Genomic DNA, 16897 nt, shown 5'->3' with positions numbered 1-16897 from the left:
CACACCAAGGTAGTTGGTGGTGTGCATTCGTTCCAGCGCGGCGGCGTCGACGTCCGGGTCCCATGAGCGCCAACAGCAGGCTGACCATCGCAGCCCACGCGCTGGCCTGGATCGGCCTCCACCAGTGCCAGGGCCATGAGGTCGCCACCTCCGAGCAGATCGCGAAGAGCGCGAACACCAACCCCGTGGTGATCAGACGGCTGCTCGGCGAGCTGCGCAGGGCCGGGCTCGTGGAGTCCCGGCGGGGCGTGGGCGCGGGCTGGTCGCTGGCACGCGAGCCGGACGCGATGACCCTGCTCGACGTGTACGAGGCAGTGGAACCCGGCCCGCTGTTCGTCATGCACCGCACCACCCCGGACCAGAAATGCGTGGTGGGCCACGGCATCCAGCCGACGATGCAGAGCATCTACGAGGGCGTCGAGGAGACCCTGAGACACGAGCTGGCCCGCGTCACGCTCGAGAACGTACTCCGGGACGTACTCCCGATACCTCGCTAGCCTCCCCGTTGCGCCCTGACATCGCCCAGATTCCCATCACCGCGCGCCGCGCGGAGCTGGACGAACTCCAAGAACAACTGGCTGAACACCCGGCGGAGGTGCGGGCCGAGCGGGACGAGCGGGACGATCCCGCCGGCGCAGAGCCTCGATGTGCTCAGGCGAGGGTGTCGGCAGGGAAGGGTACGGGGTAGCTCTCGGCGAAGTCCGCCGAGCGGCTGACCGCGGCCCAGCGCCGATCCTGTTCGAGCAGTCGCTCGTCCTGTGCGACCGACATGCGGGCGGCGTTGACGCCCAGGGGGAGGTTGGTGGGGATGTCCTCCCGCTTGGCGACCTGGACCAGGATCTCCGCTGCTCGGTCGGGGTCCCTGGCCTGGCCGACGCCGCTCTGGCGCACGGTGCTATTCATCGCACCGACCGTCGACCGGTACTGCTCGGGGACCTCGTGCACCGTCATCGACGCGCCCGCCCAGTCTGTCTTGAAGCCGCTGGGCTCGACGAGCATGACCTTGGTCCCGAAGGGCGCGGTCTCGGTGCGCAGCACGCGGCTGAGGCCGTCGATGGCGAACTTGGCCGCCTGGTAGCTGCCCAGGCCCGGTGATCCACCGACGCGCCCGCCGATCGAGGAGAACTGGATGATCAGCCCGCCGCCCTGTTCCCGCAGGAGGGGCACGGCGGCGCGGGAGACGTGGTAGACGCCCCAGAAGTTCGTCTCGAACTGGGTGCGGAAGTCGTTCGTGTCGCCGGTCTCGATCGGGGCGATGTTGGCGTAGCCCGCGTTGTTCACGATCACGTCGAGTCGGCCGAAACGCTCGTGCGCGGCGCCGAGGGCGGACTGCGCCTCGTCGGGATCGGTGACGTCGAGCGGGAGGGTGAGGATCCGGTCGCCGTACTCGGCGACGAGGTCGTCGAGCTGCTCGGGGCGGCGGGCCGTCGCCGCGACCGAATCGCCTGCGGCCAGAGCCGCGCGGACGAGGGAGCGACCGAAGCCGCGGGAGGAGCCGGTGATGAACCATGTCTGCCGCATACCCATAGTGAAACACTGTTGCGTTAATAACGCAACGTCGTTCCGATAGACTTCGCTCATGCCGGAGTTCCAGCGCGCACGCAGCAAAGAGGCCAAGCGGGCCAGAGAGTCGGCGATCCTCGACGCGGCTCGCCGACTGGGGCATGAGCGGGGCATCCGGCGGATCACCCTGACCGACATCGCCGAGGCGGTCGGCATGCACAAGTCGGCGCTGCTGCGGTACTTCGAAACCCGTGAGCAGATATTCCTGCTGCTGACCGCGGAGGGCTGGCGCGACTGGTCGGCCGCCCTGTGCCAGGCCCTCGAAGCGCTGGAGAACCCCACCCCGGGGGCCGTCGCCGAAGTATTCGCCGGCACGCTGGCCGAGCGGGGCATGTTCTGCGACCTGCTCGCACAGGCACCGATGAACCTGGAGCGCAACGTCTCGACCGAGTCGGTGCGGGAGTTCAAGCTCGTGACCCACGACGAACTCGACGCCATCGTCTCCGTTCTGCGCCGTGCCCTCCCCGGCCTGGCCGACAGCGACGGTGTCGACGTCGTTGCCGCCGCGACCAGCCTGGCCGGAGCGCTGTGGCAGATCTCCACCCCCGGCGAGGAACTCGAGGCGCTCTACCGATCCGACCCCCGCCTCGGGCACGCCCTCGTCAACTTCGAACCCCGGCTCGCCCGCATGCTCACAGCCTTCATCACAGGCATGCTCGGCACGACCTCAAGCGACTGAACCGACGCATCGACCAAGGCCCTCAACCGCTCAAGGGACGCGGTCTTCCCGCTGGACTCCCGTTGCCACCGGGCCTTTTGGCTCCACTGCCGCCCCGTGCTGCTACATGGGGTTCCTCCACCTCACCCCACGGGACACGGTGTTGATCGGGTAACGCCCAATTCCCTTTCGTCCATGTCTTTGCCCGCACATGCTGGGTACGACCGTGTACCAGGTACGCGCTCAAAGGCGGTGTTACACATACGGGATGAGCGCACTCGCTGATCAGACCCGCTGGCTCGACGCGATCGACCAGGCAGCACTCGTCGCATCGGGAGAAGTGAAACCAGGCGAGCTCCTCGAGGCCGCGATCGAGCGGATCGAGCAGTTGGACCCAGCCTTGGGCGCGGTCACCTTGCGCTACTTCGACCAGGCGCGCACGTCCGCGGCGGCCGGCCCGACCGGTCCACTTGCAGGTGTACCGTTCCTGATCAAGGACCTCTTCACCGATGTCGCGGGCCAGGCCTGCACCGAGGCCAACGTCGGACTCAAGGCGCAGGCCCGGCCGGCCTCTGCGGACAGCCCGCTGGTGGCACGCTACCGCGCGGCCGGTCTGATCTTCGCCGGGCGGACGGCGAGCAGCGAGTTCGGCGCCCTCCCCACCGCCGAGTCAGCTGCCTGGGGAGCCACCCGCAACCCTTCGAACACCGCGCTCTCGTCCGGCGGATCCAGCGGTGGGGCCGCTGCCGCGGTGTCCAGGATGCTGCGGTTGAGGGCCCTCGGGGAGTATCCGAACGAAAATTACGGTAGTGGATCGATCTTGGCTTCGATACGGTGACGTGCCCGTTTTGCCTGGTCAGCGGGCTCCATGATGCTCGGCATGCCAAGGACCGCGTGGCCGCGTTGCCGCGTGCTGGAGGTCGGGAACGTCCGGCCCATGGTGGGGGCCGGTGCGGTAGCGGCCCGGAGAGATGCCGTACTCGCGGCGGAAGGCGGTGGCGAAGGAGAACTCGTTGGCGTAACCGGACTGACGGGCGATCGCGGTGAGTGGTGCGTCGGTCTCGCGCAACATGAGGGCGGCGGTGCTCAGCCGCACATCTCTCAGGTAGGCCATCGGGGGTTTGCCGATGAGGATGGTGAATCGCCGGGTGAAGACCGTGCGCGACATTCCTGCCTGGCTGCTGAGGAGCTGGACGGTCCACGGCGCGCGAGGATCATCGTGGAGGGAACGCACGGCGGCCGCGATGACCGGGTCGGGGACTGCCCATGCGCCGGCCGTCTCCGCGTGGCGCAGCACCTGCACGACGACGAGGCCGACCAGCGCCGCGCGGTTCGCGTCCGCCCCGGGCCGGTCAGCGGCAAGGTCGTCGCTCAGCAGGGTGGACAGCTCGGCCAGCCGGGGGAGGCCACCGGTGACGACCGAGACCGGCGGCAGGCGTCGCAGAGCGTCATGTACCTGTGGGTCGGCAAGGTGGTAGCAGCCGGACAGCAAGGTGACGTCTTCGCCGTGGATCGCGTGTTCTGCACCGGTAGGAAGGAAGATCACGTCTCCTGCGCCCGCCCGCTCCGGTGGTTTCTCCGCGGACGTCAGCCAGACGGTTCCGCGCTGGACGACGTGGAAGCCGATGCCGGTTTTGGACGGGAACCTCTGCCGCCACGGCCCCGGCTCGCCGATTTGGCATGCGAAGGCGCGACCGCCCCGGATCCGGCTGGCGATGTCGCTGAGCAAGTCCACCCGCTGCATGGTAGCGCGGGGCGCGCACAGCGGGACATGCACGGTGACCGTACGGACATGGCACCGTGGCGGTCCACGATCTTGACTGTCGATCATGAAAGTTGTGCTGACAAGGTCTTGCCGTGCCGTCGCATCTGTGGGCCATGATCGCGCCGACGGCCCAGCTGTTGCAGTCCGCGGGTCACGAGGTCGCGATCGCGACCTCACAGGAAACACTTTCCACCACGGCATGGACGATGTTCGCACCTTGACCGACGAGCAGCTCAAAGGGCACTGGCTGGCGCACTCCGGCATCGATCCGACGGAACCATCGCCTACGCGATTGGAGAATGCGGACTTCCTGCCCCGCCTGCCTGGAACTGCTGCATAACGCGTGGCGCCGACGAGGGTGCGCGGATCGCTCGCCTCGTTGGACTCATGAATCGCTTGGAGAATTACTATGCCGGTTGATCACCCCACCGTTCCCTCGACTGCCACCGCCGACCCGTGCAGCCGCGCCCACGCGGCTCGGGCGGTGCTCGCTGCGAACGCGGCGGCGACGGAAGAGCAGGGAAGGCCCACAGTGGAGAGTCGGGCCGCTGCCGAGGAAGCGGGTGCGTTCGCCCTGACCACCCCCGAGAAATTCGGGGGGCTCGACGCCGACCACCGCACGATGGGTCGGGTCTTAGCCGAACTGGGCGCGGGGTGCCCGTCGACCGCCTGGCTCGCGGCGGTGAGCGCCACCGCCAAGTCGTTCTTCTTCGACTGGATGACGACCGAGGCGCAGGAGGCCGTGTACGCCGACCCGAACGTGCGAGTGTGCGGCACCGCCATGCCCGCAGGCCATGCCCGCAGGGTGGACGGCGGCTACTTGGTCGACGGGCGCTGGTCCTACGCGTCGGGGTGCCTGGAAGCCCAGTGGGCGGAGGTGGGCCTGGGCATGATCGACGACGAGAGGACGGACCGCGCGTGTCTGGTCGTCCTGCCCACGGAACAGTTGCTGATTGACCGGACCTGGGACCAAGCGGTGGGGTTGCGGGGCACCGGCAGCCACACCCTGGTGGCCGAGGAAGTGTTCGTGCCGGACTCGTTCCTGATGACCCGGCCCGAGCACCTGGACGGTCTGGGCATCGGCACGCGCCAGTTGTCGGTCGTCCTGCACACGGTGGCACCGCTGCTCGGGGCGGCGAGGGGAGCGTTGGACCTGGTCAAGCCGCTGATGACAGCGGAGCGCCCGGTGTTCGGCACCCCCTACACACGGCGCAGCCAGTCACCGTCGGCGCGGCACCTGTTCGCCGAGTCCAGCCAGCTCGTGGACACCGCCGAGCAGTGCACGCTGGGGGTGGCGGACATGCTCGATGCTGCAAACCTTGTAACACCTCCTTGGCCACCGAAGCGGCGGGCGCGCGGATGCAGCTGGTGTCCGCCCTGCGGGACTGCCGTACGGCACTGGACATGTTGCTCGATCTGCACGGCTCCAGCGCGCTCACGGGGGGGCAATGCGCTGAGCAGGTTCTGGCGCGATGTCGCCATCGGAAGCCGCCACGGCGCGGTCAACCCATACGTGCTGGCCGACCAGCTCGGCAGCGCCCTGGCCCCCGAGAAGCTGCCCGCCGAGGACTCCTAGGTATTCCGGGAGCGCACACAGCAGGCCGCCAGCCTGACAAGACGTAAGAGGTACGGATTATGAGCGAGAGCACGACCGATGGTAAGCAGAACAGAAGCGGTGAGCATGCAGACCTGGTCGCCCAGATCGACCGGGCCCGGCAGTCCTTGCGGGGGACCATCAGCGGCCTGAGCGACGAGGAAGCCCGCCGACGCACCACCGTCAGCGACCTCTGTCTGGGCGGCTTGATCAAGCACGTCACGGCCGTAGAGCAGATGTGGGCGAATTTCCTGGCGGAGGGCCGGTCTGCACTGCCGGACTTTGCCAGCCTGACCGAGGCGGACTGGGCCCGGCATGCCGAGCAGTTCCGCATGATGCCGGGCGAGACGCTGGATGATCTGCTCGTCGGCTACGACGTGTCGAACCGCCGATTCGACACGTTGATCGCCACACAGCCCGACCTGGACACCACCATCTCGCTGCCGGAGAGCCCCTTCTTCACCGAGCAGCACTGGACGGTCCGCCGAGTGCTGCTGCACGTCGTGCTGGACACCGCCCAGCATGCCGGCCACGCCGACATCATCCGTGAAGCGCTTGACGGAAAGAAGAGCACGGGCTGAAGGAAAGGCCCTGTCCTCGCTATAGCTACAGCCAGGTGCGAGTAGCCCCGTTGAACAGGCCCGGAGAGGCTCTGACCGGTCAACGAATCAGCCAGAGCCTCTCAGCGGTCAGGCGCTCAGCTGCCGGAGCATCTCGGCCGAGTCGTGCAGGTTCGTCATCTGAACGAATCGACCGTCACGGACCTTGTAGATGGCGTACTCGACGATCTCGAAGGAGGCACCGGAGGCGGGGACACCGAGCCACTCCTTCGCCGGGGTGCCCTTATTAATGGCACGGACCGCGATGCCATCCCGATCGAACAGCAGCTCGTCAACCTCCCAGCGAATGTCCGGGACGGCGTCAGCGATCCCCTTCAGAACCTTGACGACGTCGTCGCGAGCGCCGGGCTGACCACCGAGCAGTACCTCGTCGTTGATGAACTCGTCCATGCGGTCGAACTCGTGGGCGTTGAGCGCCTCGGCGTAGCGCATGTACCAGTCGCGCAGATCGCTCTCGCTCATGATCTTCCTCTTTCCTCTGTGCCGCAGGGAGCGGCTCTGAACTGTCCAAACTTCTGCACCGCTCGATGCAGAAAGCGACAGTACCAGTTCTGCACCGATCGGTGTCAAAGCGGTAGGATGAGGCAATGCGCACGTCACAGATAGGCCGCCCGCGAGCGTTCGACGCCGACGCGGCGCTCGAGAAGGCGATGATGGTCTTCTGGGCGCAGGGGTACGAAGGTGCAAGCCTCACCGACCTGACCGAGGCCATGGGCATCTCACGGAAGAGCCTGTACGCCGCCTACGGCAACAAGGAGGACCTGTTCCGCAAGGCATTGCAGCGCTACGCGGAAGGGCCCGGCGCCTATGTCACCGAGGCATTGCAGGCACCCACCGCGCGAGAGGTCGCGATGGCCTTCCTCGCAGGCTCGGCCCGCGCCAACACCATGCCCGGACTCCCCGCCGGCTGCCTCGGTGTCCAGGGCGCACTGGCCACCGGCGAGACCGGACGAGTCGCCCGCGACACCCTGGCGGAATGGCGCGCCCACGGTCAGGCACTGCTCCGTGAGAGGTTCCGGCAGGCCGTCCAAGTGGGCGACCTGCCCGCTGACGCCGATCCGGAAAAGATCGCCCGCTACGTCATGACGATCGCAAACGGCGTGGCCGTACAGGCAGCGGGCGGCGCGACATGCGAGGACCTGCAACAGGTGGCCGACGCAGCTCTGCAGAGCTGGCCACCAGCTTGACGACGCAAATCCTGTGACGAGTCCGGCACTCACAAAGCAGGCAGGGCCCCTGCAAGAACCCGAGTTGGGAGTGTTTAGAGTTCTGTCTCATCAGTGGGGCCGCGAGCGGTCCGCGACGATAGGGGCGGTATGGCCAGTGGCAACGGGCTCAGTATCGTGACGCTGTCTCCGGCTCAAGCCGGAGACTCCGATCTCATGTCGACGGTGACAGCCCTGATCAATGACGTCTACGAAGTGGCCGAGAAGGGGCTGTGGGCTGAGGGCACTACACGGACGACAGTGGAGGAGGTAGCCGCGCTGACTCGTGCGGGTGAGATCACCACGGCGCGTCTGGAGGGTAAGATCGTTGGGTGTATCCGGGTACAGCCGCTGAGTGACCAAGTATGCGAGTTCGGCATGCTGGCGGCTTCCTTCGAGCAGCGAGGTACGGGCATCGGGCGAGAGCTGGTTCAGTTCGCTGAGCAGCACGCTCGCGAGATCGGCCGTGAAGTCATGCAACTCGAAGTGCTGGTACCTCGGGAATGGGCACACCCTTCCAAGGAGTTCCTGATCGGCTGGTATACGCGCAGCGGCTATCGGATTGTCCGCAAGGGGACGATCGAGGAGTCCTATCCGGATCTGGCTCCCCATCTGGCAACGCCCTGCGATTTCGTGGTCTACCACAAGTCAGTGCGATACCACTGAGCCTTCCTCAGTAAGCGCCCGTCGCTTGCTGTGATCGCGATGCTGGCGTTCCGGCCCGTCTGGTTCACGTGTTCAGGCAGGGCGGTTGCAAGTTCCGGGGTCGTGGTGGTCGGGTTGTGACCGGTTAGGGCGCATAGCGGAGCAGGCACGGACTTCGTGATCATTGTGGTGTCCAAGCCAGATGATCATGAGGTGGCCCGTGCCTGTTGCTGCATCCTCTCCCATCCCTGCCGTGCTGGTGAAACTGGGTCCGCTGGACACCGACCGGATCGCCGACCGGCGCCCCTACTTCGACTCGGTGCCCGACCCGCGCTCCCGGCAGGGCCGGTGGTACTCACTCACAGCGATCCTGCTGGTGTGTGCCTGCGCGGTCGTCTCGGGAGCAAGGGGCATCGATGAACTCGCCTAGTGGGGCCAGCGTGCTTCGAACGCACTCCTGACAGTGATCAGGATCCGCCGTCACCTGCTCAGATGGCGGCGCACTCCGGCTCCGGCCACGATCGGCCGTGTGCTGGGGGCTGCTGACGGTGACGCCCTGGACCGGGCGGTCGGCGCCTACCTGGCCGACCGGCACCGTGCCGCCACCGAACCCGCCCAGGCGCCGTCGTCCTGCGCGTCCGGGCGATCGCGCGCGACCGCTGTCGACGGCAAAGCACTCAAAGGATCAGCCGGTACCGCGACGCGCCGGCATCTGCTCTCCGCGGTCACTGCCGGCACCGTCGTGACCCTCGCCCAGGCAGAGGTCGGCGCGAAGACGAACGAAACCACACACCTCCGGCCGCTCGCCAGCGCGGCTATGCACAGCGTCACCAACTGGTCGTCGGACGGAACGTAAGTGGAGCGCAGCCGGGCCAGGTCCGCGGACCACTGGCCGTCCCAGTCGCCGAAGTGCGGTGCCATGGAGGCGTGCACGCCGCGGATGCCGGAGTCGATCAACGCGGTGATCCCGGCGTCCGAGTGAGCGACGGTGCGTGAGTTGTGTGAGAAGTCGAGCATGGTCGTGACGCCGCCGTCCAGCGCGGTCAGCGCGGCCAGGCGCGTGCCGACGTACACGTCGTGGGGGGTGTAGGCCGGTGCTACCTCCATGAGCGTGGACCGCAGGTATCCGGCGAGGTCGTCGACGTCGGGAATCGTGCGGCGCATCTGCGCCTGCCAGGCGTGCCGGTGGGTGTCCACCATGCCGGGCGCGACGATGCTGCCGGTTACGTCGACGACCACGGCCCCGGCGTCCGGCAGGTGGCGGCCGACGTCGACGATGCGCGACCCGCGGATCAGGACGTCCTCTGTCGATGAAACTTGAGCGGTTCTGCAGTCAGTCGCCGCTGTCAAACGTGACAACTTCGCCGCCGCTGGCCTCGCTCCAGTCGGGCCATCAAAACGCCGGGTCAAGCCGATCCAGTACCGTCCCGGCACCGTCGAGCGGGGCCAGCTTTGTACGTGCGTTGCCGATGGCCTGCCGATGCGGGCGCAACTATCAGGCGGTCACCGTCTTGAGCCGTTGAGACGGCGGGAGAAGGACTGCTCTCACTCGGCGGCCTTCGCAGCCAGTTCGTAACAGCGTATCCGTGCGTCGGAGTCGTGCACGGAGGCGTAGAGCATCAGCTCGTCCGCGCCTGTCTGCTCCACGATCTCCGCGAAGCGGCGCCGCACCGTCTCCACCGAGCCGCGCGCCTGCGCCGCGCCGACGGCCTCCACAGCGGCGCGCACCTGCTCCGGAATTTCTTGCAGGGCTGCTTCGTCCGGGGAGAGCAGCGCCGCCGAGGTCTGCCTGGACCTCGCGACGTCGGTCGGGCGCGCCAGGCGTGCGGCCTCCTCATCCGTGTCCGCGACGATCGCTTCGACCGCGGCCATCACGTAGGGCCGGTCCACCCAGCGCGACGGCGTGAACCGTTCCCGGTAGCGCTCCGCCGTGGCGATGCTCTGGTCAGGCCGGATGTGGTGCGCCAGCACGATCGGCAACCCCAGCCGGGCCGCCAGCTCCGCGCTGGCCTGGCTGGACGCCAGCAGCCACGGGCGGGTGCCTCCCAGGTCCGGTTGCCAGCCGGATATCAGCTGCACGCCGGCGTCGCCGGAGAGATAGTGCAAGATCGCGGTTACGTCTTCGATGTACTCGGCGTCCGTGGTCGGCTCCCCGCCCCGGCGCAACGCCCGTACGATCGACTGGTCGAACGTACCCGGTCCGCGGCCGATGCCCATGTCGATGCGGTCCGGATGCAGTGCCGCCAGCGTGGCGAACTGCTCCGCGATAGCCAGGGGCGCGTGGTTGGGCGCCAGGACACCACCGGCTCCGAGCCGGATACGACTGGTCAGTGCCGCGAAGTGCGCGATCAGGACCGCCGGTACGACGCTCGCCGACAGCTCGGTTCCATGATGCTCGGCGAACCAGACTCGCTGATAGTTGAGCTCGTCCAGTCGAAGCACGGTCCGGCTTGTCGCGTCGAGCGACTCGGCGGCAGTGCTGTCGGTCTCCGCGACCACAAGATCCAGCGCGGACAGGGGGATTGTCATGATCAAAGTCTAACTATGGCGCGTATACGCGGCGTAAGCCAGTGACGACGGACGCGCTGTCGATCGTCCTGGGTGGTGGAGCACCGGGCGCGCGGACGATCGACTTCCTGGATCTGATCGGGGCCCGCCACAAGTTCGTGGCAGCGACCGGCCGCCTGGTGCCGGAGATGTACGGGCGCCGCTTGTCCGGGGACGAGCGAGAGCTGATGCACAAACAGGTCGACAGGGCCCGCGCGACCTGCGAGTGGATCGTGTCCGCCGTCGACAGCGGGCACCTGAACATGGACGAGGAGCTGACCAAGCTGCTGCGGGGTGAGTAACCGCGCCGCAGTCACGCGAGCGCGGTGATGCCGCGCGCGAGTACGCCACTGCAATCTGAGGGGTACTGATGCAGGCCAGACCCGCGGGCCTGCACATGCCGCAGCTGATGCGGGCCACTGAACTGACGCGCAGCCAAGTCCGCTCGGGACTGGCGATGCTGCGCGACACCACCGCGAACAAGGGCTGGGCACCGTTGGTCTACACACGGTTGGACGGCTATCAGTTCGCGGCGGACGGTGATGCCCTGCAGGCCTACAAGGTGGGAGCGGTCCGAGTGAAGCCGACCGAGGTCCGTAGGCTGATCACGGGCACGGTCACCCCGCACGCCGCGCTCACCCCGGATGACAAATGGGTCCGCCACCTGGTCGCCCAGCTTGACTCGGTGGAGTCCACCCTCGACCTGCTTACCTGATCCCCGCCGGGCGGGGACGGATTCCCAGGAGGCCCGGATGCGCCGGAGCCGCTATCCCTCGGACACCACTATCGCGGAGTGGGCCTTGCTGGAGCACCTGTTGCCCACTCCGGCGAACGAGACTTCCTCGGGAGGTCACCCCGAGAAGTGGCCGCGCCGCGAGATCGTCGACGCCATCCGATATGTGGTGGATACGGGCTGCAAGTGGCGGGCCCTGCCTGCGGACTTCCCCCCTTCCAGACAGTCTTCGGGTTCTACAGCCGCTGGAGTGCGGCCGGAGTCTCCAACCTCATCCGCGACCAGCTCCGGTGCCGGGTCCGCCAGGCCATGGGGACCTCCCCGCACCCCGTGGCTGCGGTGATCGACTCGCAGTCCGTCAAGGTCGCCGCCACCGTCCCGAGAGCCACATCCGGATACGATCCGGGCAAGAAAATACCGGGCCGGAAGAGACATATCGCCTGTGACAATGAAGGGGTTGCTGCAGTTCGTCATGGTGACGCCGGCCAACACCCACGATGCCGTCGCAGCCAAGGAAGTCCTCTTCCGGCTACGTCTCATGCGCCCTCAGATCGCCGTCGTCTGGGCCGATTCCATCTTCGGCGGAAGGCTTGTCAGCTGGGCCAACCTTCCTCAACCTCACGGTCAAGACCGTGAGCAGGCCCGAAGGGGCGAAGGGGACGACTACCAGTGGTTCCAGTGGCTGAAGTTGGCGGCGTCGGCACGCTTCGCCGGCTTGAAGTCCGTACCGATCGTGTAGGCGATCGGCGTCAGCGCGACTTGGACCGTGTTCTCGAACGGCAGACCGAGCAGGTTAGCCATCTCACGCTCGAAGGACAGGTGCGCGACGGTCCATGCCGTGCCCAGGCCGCGCTCCCGCGCCGCCAGCATGAAGCTCCACGTCGCCGGGATGACCGAACCCCAGTTGTGCGCCTGCCCCCGGGTACTGGCCATCTCCTCACGGCGAGCGACCCGCACCACCGGGATCATCAGGACCGGAACCTCGTGCATGTGATGAAGAAGGTGGCCCAGGCTGTCCCGGATCCGTCCCCACTCCGCGGACTGGAAACTCATCCGGGTGGGCATCGGCGCGGAGCTGTGCTCGTCCGGCGCGCCGTGCATGAGGCCTGCTCGCCAGATGTCGGCCACCTTCGCCTTCATCTCCGGCTCGTCGATGAAAATGAAGTCCCACTGCTGCTGATTGCGGCCGGTCGGCGCCTGGGTGGCGACCTTCACGGCCTCCTGGATCAGGTCGCGTGGGACGGGACGCGTGAGATCGAGACGCCGTCGCACCGCACGCGTGGTGGTGAGGACCTCATCGGCGGAGAGACCGAGGTAGCGGTCAGCCGGGTCGCTGTTCATGGTGTTGCTCCTCTGAGTGGGCCGCCACCCAGGCGGCAGGGATCTGTCGCTCGGTGTTTTCCACCGGAAGAACACCACGACCGGGCAGGGCGGAGCGGTCCGGACCTCTTGTAGGGGTGGAGTCCGGTCTCCTCGAATTCGGCGGTGCCACCGGTGGAGGGCACGTCGGTGCCCCCCCAACCGGTAGAGAACACGTCGGTGCTTGGAGGCCGTCGGCGGACGGAGTGTCGTGAAGGTTCAGACGACAGGGACATGGGGGACGTCGAGGAGGCTCCGGTCCCCGTCGACGCCGCGAGCCAGCGCGCCGGCCACGTCTTCGTGGGGCGTGCCGAGCCGGATTGCGCTCACCTCATCCAACGCCTCGTAGTGGCGCGGGTCGAGCTCGAGGTCCAGCGCGTCGAGATAGGTCGCCAGGTGGTCGGGAGTGCGAGGCCCCACGATCGGGAGCATCGACGTATGTGCCCGCGCCGCGCGCTGGCGCAGCCACGCGAGTGCTACTTGGACCGGGCCGGTTCCGACCTCAGCCGCCACGGAGAGGACCGCGTCAAGCACCGCGGTGCGCTGCTCGCTCCCCTCGACTGCCGAACTGGCGGATGAATCGCTGTGGGACCACGCCGTGAGCCGTCCCCCTTCACCACGACGGTACTTCCCGGTGAGCAGGCCACTTGCCAGCGGGGCGTAGAAGATCACGCCGAGTCCGTGGGCTTCGGCCATCGGGATGAGCTCACGTTCGGCGGATCGCTCCGCCAGGCTGTACTCGGTCTGGATGCCGACCAACGGCACGTGCCCGCTCAACTCCGACCTGACCATGGCACCCGCCACCCGCCAGGCAGGAAAGTTCGACAACGCGCCGTATCGGATCTTGCCCGCTCGAACCAGGTCGTCGAGTCCCGCAAGGATCTCCGTCACAGGTGTGACACCGTCAGGGAAGTGCGGCATGAACACGTCAATATAGTCGGTACGCAGACGCCGCAGACTCTCTTCCACAGAGCGAATCATGGTCTTGCGACTGTTGCCGGTGGTCCCGGTGCGCACCTGAGCCTGCCGAGTCCCGCTGTACTTGGACATCACCACGTAGTCGTCCCGCTCGTTCCCGAGCAGGCCACCCAAGATCTTCTCGGCCTCGCCGTTCTGGTAGATGCTCGACACGTCAATCGTGGTACCGCCGGCCGCGGCGAACGACTCGAAGATAGCCCGCGCCCCCTCGACGCCCGTTGAGGTCGGCGCCGAGCCGAAGTTGGCCGTACCCAGCACGTACTCCGAGACCCGCAAGCCGCTGTGTCGTCCGAAGACTTGGTAACGCACGGACAATCTCCTCAGCATCCGGACTTGTATCGTTGAAGACGGTAACATAAAAAAATGAAGGGTCATTCTTTATGCCGAAGGTCAGCCAAGCCCATCTCGACGCCCGCAGACAGCAGATCATCGACGCCGCTCGCGAGCGGTTCGCCGCACACGGCTTCGCCCGAACCGCCATGACCGACCTCGTCGAGGCCTCCGGACTGTCCGTCGGATCGATCTACCGGTACTTCAAAGGCAAGGACGAGATCTTCGCCGCCATCTGCTCACAGGCGAACCAGGCGTTCCCCGAAGAGCTGAGCGAGGCCCAGATCAAGGACTTCCTGCAGCACATCCGCACCCTCGCGCTTGAACGGGACCACGCCCGACTGGTCGCTCAGATCTACGCTGAGGCCGCTGTTTCCGCGAGCCTCGCAACGCTCGTCCAACGTCAGCTCGAGGAGATGCGCCACGCAGTCACGGCGCTCCTGCCCCACCACAAACCCGCACACGCGAACCGGATCGCCGAGGCCTTCGTCGCCCTCTGTCAGGGCTACCTCCAGCAGCTCGCGGTCAGAGGCGACGTCGATCCCACACCCTTCGCCGCGGCTCTGATCGCGATCATCGACTCCCCTGCGAACTGACTGTCCTGTGGTGGAAGCTCATCACGTAGTCCGACCCGAATCCGTCGGCCCACCCCGATGGGCTCACACACATCGTCGCAACCACGGGACCCCATCCCCTGTCATGGAGTCCCACCCCGCAGCAGACTGGATCCATGAGTCCCGCGAAGTACCACGAGCTGGCCGCATTCCTGCGCTCTCGCCGCGCACGCATCCGCCCCGAGGACGTCGGCCTCGTCGCCGGCCCACGCCGCAGAGTACCCGGGCTCCGCCGCGACGAGGTCGCGCAGCTGGCCGGCGCCTCCGTGGACTACTACAGCGAACTCGAGCGCGGTACCGGCTCGCAGCCGTCGGAGCAGATGCTTGCTTCATTCGCCCGCGCACTGCGACTGACACGCGACGAACGCGACTACCTCTTCCGCCTCGCCGACCGCCCCGTGCCCACCGCCGCGGGCCCCAGCGCGCACGTGCACCCGGGCATGCTCGACCTGCTCGCCCGTCTGCCTTCCACCCCCGCGCAAGTCATCACCGATCTCCACGTCACACTGGTGCAGAACCCACTGGCCGTCGCACTGCTCGGCGACCAGTCCGCGTACCAGGGCAAACGCGCCAGCTTCATCTACCGGTGGTTCACCGACGATGACGCACGGTGTCTCTACCCCGAGGCGGACCACGCCGCACAGTCACGTGCTCTCGCCGCCGAGCTCCGGGCCGTGGCCGCCGCCCGGCACGTCCACGACGAGGAGGCGACGTCGATGATCAAAGAGCTGCGGGCCATATCCAGGGAGTTCGCGGAGGTCTGGGCCGAGCATCATGTCGCGCTCCGCCACGACGACCGCAAGCGACTCATCCACCCAGCCCTGGGCCTCGTGGAGGTCAACTGCCTCAACCTCTTCAGCGAGGACGGCCGCCAACGACTGCTCTGGTTCACCCCGGCGCTCGGTACCGACAGTGCCAACGCACTCGACATGCTCACCGCCGTCGAATCCGAAGGAACTCGCCAGCCGCTGAGGCCTGACGCGGTGCTCGACATCGGCGAACGGAGCACCCCGCTGGCACAGAGGCGATGAAGGGGTCCCCCACACCGGTCTCGGCCTTGTCAGGCAGACACCGCTCATCGTCGGTCCAGGGGGACGCGGCCGCATCGGGTGGTCATGACACACCAAATGCGGTCTTCGACAGTGGTGTGCCCGCGGAGGCGGATGTCCGAGGAATTGGACCGGACCCGCGCCCGGTCGGGGCGGGGTCACATGGGACGGCATCCCCTGGTTCCGCCGACTGGCGGTGTGCATGGTGGACAACATGACTACGAACCACCCCACTGACACCTCGGCGGCCACACGTGTTGCTGTCGTCACCGGCGGATCGCGCGGTATCGGCCGGGCAGTCGCCCAGAGGCTCGCACGGGACGGCCTGGCCGTCGTGGTGAACTACGTCCAGGACGAGGCTGCCGCCGAGGAGACGGTGGCGGCGATCGCCGCTGCCGGCGGACGGGCCATCAGCGCGAAGGCGGACGTGGCGGACGAGGATGCGGTCGCCGCGTTGTTCGACGAGGCGGAGCAGGAGTTCGGCGGCGTGGACGTCGTCGTCAATTGCGCGGGCCGAGCGGTCGGGTCACCCATCGCCGACCTCGACCTGGCGGTCCTCGACTCCGTGATCCGCACCAATGTCCGCGGTACTTTCGTCGTTGCCCAGCAGGCTGCTCGGCGACTGCGTGCGGGGGGGTCGTTCGTGGGATTCTCGACCTCTGCGGTCGGCACCCAGTTCCCCGCTTACGGCCCTTACGCGGGAAGCAAGGGAGCCGTCGAGTCGATCACCTTGATCCTCGCACGCGAGTTGCGCGGGCGGGACATCACAGTGAACACCGTTGCCCCCGGTCCGACGGCTACGGAACTGTTTCTCCAGGGCAAGACGGACGAAGACATCGACCGGCTGGCCAAGATCCCACCTCTGGAGCGGCTGGGCACACCGGAGGACACCGCCCGTGTGGTCTCCTTCCTCACCAGCGCGGAGGGGCACTGGGTCAACGGCCAGGTCTTGCGGATCAATGGAGGCCTGGTGTGACACCACTGCCCCTGCACCGCCGGGTACGGCAGGGAGCAGCGAGACGGTACGCGTCGTGAACCGGGCCGGACGACCGCGGCGCGGCAAGAGGTGGAGACTGCCCACCGCGACGTCCTGCCATTGCGCAGCAGGTAGTTCGTGGTGGGGAATCCGCCGGCGGGGGGGGGGGGGGGGGGGGGGGGGGGGGGGGGGGGGGGGGGGGGGGGGGGGTGGGGGGGGGGGGGGGGGTGGGGGGGGGGGGGGGGGGGGGGGAAAAAGAAA

At 67.5% G+C, this 16897-nt stretch carries 20 protein-coding genes and 1 pseudogene; 14 read left to right on the top strand and 7 right to left on the bottom strand.

All coding sequences use genetic code 11. The features are described 5' to 3' along the window. Nucleotides 1–62: 62 nt before the first annotated feature. Entirely contained in the window at nucleotides 63–497 is a 435-nt protein-coding gene (locus ACZ470_RS34280) for an Rrf2 family transcriptional regulator (RefSeq protein ID WP_468433672.1), read from the top strand. A gap of 154 nt (nucleotides 498–651) precedes the next feature. On the opposite strand, the gene ACZ470_RS34275 is transcribed toward ACZ470_RS34280, so the two are convergent. After that, complete coding sequence (locus tag ACZ470_RS34275) at nucleotides 652–1521, bottom strand: SDR family NAD(P)-dependent oxidoreductase (protein ID WP_468433670.1); 870 nt, start codon at nucleotides 1519–1521, stop codon at nucleotides 652–654. 58 nt (nucleotides 1522–1579) lie between these two features. On the opposite strand from ACZ470_RS34275, the gene ACZ470_RS34270 reads away from it, so the two are divergent. Both ACZ470_RS34270 and ACZ470_RS34265 read left to right on the top strand, forming a co-directional pair. After that, complete coding sequence (locus tag ACZ470_RS34270; protein ID WP_468433669.1) at nucleotides 1580–2242, top strand: TetR/AcrR family transcriptional regulator; 663 nt, start codon at nucleotides 1580–1582, stop codon at nucleotides 2240–2242. A 247-nt stretch (nucleotides 2243–2489) separates the two neighbouring features. Next, nucleotides 2490–3059: an amidase family protein gene (locus tag ACZ470_RS34265; protein ID WP_468433667.1), complete on the top strand. Its 570-nt coding sequence runs from the start codon at nucleotides 2490–2492 to the stop codon at nucleotides 3057–3059. Nucleotides 3060–3077: 18 nt separating this feature from the next. Here the strand turns inward: ACZ470_RS34265 and ACZ470_RS34260 are convergent, their stop codons facing one another. Further along, nucleotides 3078–3956, bottom strand: coding sequence for a helix-turn-helix transcriptional regulator (locus tag ACZ470_RS34260; protein WP_468433665.1), 879 nt, complete (start codon nucleotides 3954–3956; stop codon nucleotides 3078–3080). 439 nt (nucleotides 3957–4395) lie between these two features. Here ACZ470_RS34260 and ACZ470_RS34255 point away from each other — a divergent pair, with 439 nt between their 5' ends. Together ACZ470_RS34255 and ACZ470_RS34250 are read left to right on the top strand one after the other, a co-directional pair. Continuing rightward, nucleotides 4396–5562, top strand: coding sequence for an acyl-CoA dehydrogenase family protein (locus ACZ470_RS34255; protein WP_468433664.1), 1167 nt, complete (start codon nucleotides 4396–4398; stop codon nucleotides 5560–5562). A 59-nt stretch (nucleotides 5563–5621) separates the two neighbouring features. Further along, on the top strand, nucleotides 5622–6161 hold the full coding sequence (locus ACZ470_RS34250; protein ID WP_468433662.1) for a DinB family protein: 540 nt from the start codon (nucleotides 5622–5624) through the stop codon (nucleotides 6159–6161). A gap of 108 nt (nucleotides 6162–6269) precedes the next feature. Here the strand turns inward: ACZ470_RS34250 and ACZ470_RS34245 are convergent, their stop codons facing one another. Next, nucleotides 6270–6662: an ester cyclase gene (locus ACZ470_RS34245; protein ID WP_468433660.1), complete on the bottom strand. Its 393-nt coding sequence runs from the start codon at nucleotides 6660–6662 to the stop codon at nucleotides 6270–6272. A 125-nt stretch (nucleotides 6663–6787) separates the two neighbouring features. Here ACZ470_RS34245 and ACZ470_RS34240 point away from each other — a divergent pair, with 125 nt between their 5' ends. From ACZ470_RS34240 to ACZ470_RS34230, 3 genes are all read left to right on the top strand, one after another. Continuing rightward, nucleotides 6788–7387, top strand: coding sequence for a TetR/AcrR family transcriptional regulator (locus tag ACZ470_RS34240; RefSeq protein WP_468433658.1), 600 nt, complete (start codon nucleotides 6788–6790; stop codon nucleotides 7385–7387). 129 nt (nucleotides 7388–7516) lie between these two features. Further along, entirely contained in the window at nucleotides 7517–8071 is a 555-nt protein-coding gene (locus tag ACZ470_RS34235) for a GNAT family N-acetyltransferase (protein ID WP_468433656.1), read from the top strand. Nucleotides 8072–8303: 232 nt separating this feature from the next. Continuing rightward, the gene (locus ACZ470_RS34230; RefSeq protein WP_468433654.1) at nucleotides 8304–8480 is read left to right on the top strand and encodes a transposase family protein; all 177 of its coding nucleotides are present in this window, start codon (nucleotides 8304–8306) and stop codon (nucleotides 8478–8480) included. Nucleotides 8481–8626: 146 nt separating this feature from the next. Here ACZ470_RS34230 and ACZ470_RS34225 read toward each other — a convergent pair whose 3' ends face one another. Next, nucleotides 8627–9289: an amidohydrolase family protein gene (locus tag ACZ470_RS34225; RefSeq protein WP_468433653.1), complete on the bottom strand. Its 663-nt coding sequence runs from the start codon at nucleotides 9287–9289 to the stop codon at nucleotides 8627–8629. Nucleotides 9290–9595: 306 nt separating this feature from the next. After that, nucleotides 9596–10579, bottom strand: coding sequence for an MsnO8 family LLM class oxidoreductase (locus ACZ470_RS34220; protein ID WP_468433651.1), 984 nt, complete (start codon nucleotides 10577–10579; stop codon nucleotides 9596–9598). Between the two features lie 41 nt (nucleotides 10580–10620). Here ACZ470_RS34220 and ACZ470_RS34215 point away from each other — a divergent pair, with 41 nt between their 5' ends. The 3 genes and pseudogenes from ACZ470_RS34215 to ACZ470_RS34205 all read left to right on the top strand — a co-directional run. Beyond that, nucleotides 10621–10899 (top strand): DUF6192 family protein, encoded by a 279-nt coding sequence (locus ACZ470_RS34215; protein ID WP_468433649.1) that lies wholly within the window; start codon nucleotides 10621–10623, stop codon nucleotides 10897–10899. Between the two features lie 68 nt (nucleotides 10900–10967). Next, nucleotides 10968–11312 carry a RacP protein gene (locus ACZ470_RS34210; RefSeq protein ID WP_468433647.1) on the top strand — a complete coding sequence of 115 codons (345 nt, stop codon included), beginning with the start codon at nucleotides 10968–10970 and terminating at the stop codon, nucleotides 11310–11312. 37 nt (nucleotides 11313–11349) lie between these two features. Continuing rightward, a pseudogene (locus tag ACZ470_RS34205) lies at nucleotides 11350–11989 on the top strand (IS5 family transposase); the annotation flags it as partial. Between the two features lie 4 nt (nucleotides 11990–11993). Here the strand turns inward: ACZ470_RS34205 and ACZ470_RS34200 are convergent. Both ACZ470_RS34200 and ACZ470_RS34195 read right to left on the bottom strand, forming a co-directional pair. Then, on the bottom strand, nucleotides 11994–12671 hold the full coding sequence (locus ACZ470_RS34200) for a nitroreductase family protein (protein WP_468433645.1): 678 nt from the start codon (nucleotides 12669–12671) through the stop codon (nucleotides 11994–11996). Nucleotides 12672–12908: 237 nt separating this feature from the next. Continuing rightward, entirely contained in the window at nucleotides 12909–13976 is a 1068-nt protein-coding gene (locus ACZ470_RS34195) for an aldo/keto reductase (protein ID WP_468433643.1), read from the bottom strand. Between the two features lie 71 nt (nucleotides 13977–14047). On the opposite strand from ACZ470_RS34195, the gene ACZ470_RS34190 reads away from it, so the two are divergent. The 3 genes from ACZ470_RS34190 to ACZ470_RS34180 all read left to right on the top strand — a co-directional run bounded on the left by ACZ470_RS34190 (nucleotide 14048) and on the right by ACZ470_RS34180 (nucleotide 16636). Further along, entirely contained in the window at nucleotides 14048–14593 is a 546-nt protein-coding gene (locus tag ACZ470_RS34190; protein ID WP_468433641.1) for a TetR/AcrR family transcriptional regulator, read from the top strand. 134 nt (nucleotides 14594–14727) lie between these two features. After that, a complete protein-coding gene (locus tag ACZ470_RS34185; protein WP_468433639.1) occupies nucleotides 14728–15642 on the top strand; it encodes a helix-turn-helix transcriptional regulator in 915 nt (304 codons plus the stop codon). 232 nt (nucleotides 15643–15874) lie between these two features. Beyond that, nucleotides 15875–16636 carry an SDR family oxidoreductase gene (locus ACZ470_RS34180; protein ID WP_468433796.1) on the top strand — a complete coding sequence of 254 codons (762 nt, stop codon included), beginning with the start codon at nucleotides 15875–15877 and terminating at the stop codon, nucleotides 16634–16636. Nucleotides 16637–16897: the final 261 nt, after the last annotated feature.

This window comes from Streptomyces sp. NPDC031111, assembly GCF_055570675.1.
Note: the sequence above shows the minus strand (reverse complement) of the source record. Positions and strands in the feature narration are given on the sequence as shown.

Excerpts from the sequence above, each read along its gene's own strand:
- ACZ470_RS34280 (WP_468433672.1), top strand. The coding sequence starts at position 63 with ATGAGCGCCAACAGCAGGCTGACCATCGCAGCCCACGCGCTGGCCTGG.
- ACZ470_RS34275 (WP_468433670.1), bottom strand. The coding sequence starts at position 1,521 with ATGCGGCAGACATGGTTCATCACCGGCTCCTCCCGCGGCTTCGGTCGC.
- ACZ470_RS34270 (WP_468433669.1), top strand. The coding sequence starts at position 1,580 with ATGCCGGAGTTCCAGCGCGCACGCAGCAAAGAGGCCAAGCGGGCCAGA.
- ACZ470_RS34265 (WP_468433667.1), top strand. The coding sequence starts at position 2,490 with ATGAGCGCACTCGCTGATCAGACCCGCTGGCTCGACGCGATCGACCAG.
- ACZ470_RS34255 (WP_468433664.1), top strand. The coding sequence starts at position 4,396 with ATGCCGGTTGATCACCCCACCGTTCCCTCGACTGCCACCGCCGACCCG.
- ACZ470_RS34250 (WP_468433662.1), top strand. The coding sequence starts at position 5,622 with ATGAGCGAGAGCACGACCGATGGTAAGCAGAACAGAAGCGGTGAGCAT.
- ACZ470_RS34245 (WP_468433660.1), bottom strand. The coding sequence starts at position 6,662 with ATGAGCGAGAGCGATCTGCGCGACTGGTACATGCGCTACGCCGAGGCG.
- ACZ470_RS34240 (WP_468433658.1), top strand. The coding sequence starts at position 6,788 with ATGCGCACGTCACAGATAGGCCGCCCGCGAGCGTTCGACGCCGACGCG.
- ACZ470_RS34235 (WP_468433656.1), top strand. The coding sequence starts at position 7,517 with ATGGCCAGTGGCAACGGGCTCAGTATCGTGACGCTGTCTCCGGCTCAA.
- ACZ470_RS34220 (WP_468433651.1), bottom strand. The coding sequence starts at position 10,579 with ATGACAATCCCCCTGTCCGCGCTGGATCTTGTGGTCGCGGAGACCGAC.
- ACZ470_RS34210 (WP_468433647.1), top strand. The coding sequence starts at position 10,968 with ATGCAGGCCAGACCCGCGGGCCTGCACATGCCGCAGCTGATGCGGGCC.
- ACZ470_RS34200 (WP_468433645.1), bottom strand. The coding sequence starts at position 12,671 with ATGAACAGCGACCCGGCTGACCGCTACCTCGGTCTCTCCGCCGATGAG.
- ACZ470_RS34190 (WP_468433641.1), top strand. The coding sequence starts at position 14,048 with ATGCCGAAGGTCAGCCAAGCCCATCTCGACGCCCGCAGACAGCAGATC.
- ACZ470_RS34185 (WP_468433639.1), top strand. The coding sequence starts at position 14,728 with ATGAGTCCCGCGAAGTACCACGAGCTGGCCGCATTCCTGCGCTCTCGC.
- ACZ470_RS34180 (WP_468433796.1), top strand. The coding sequence starts at position 15,875 with ATGACTACGAACCACCCCACTGACACCTCGGCGGCCACACGTGTTGCT.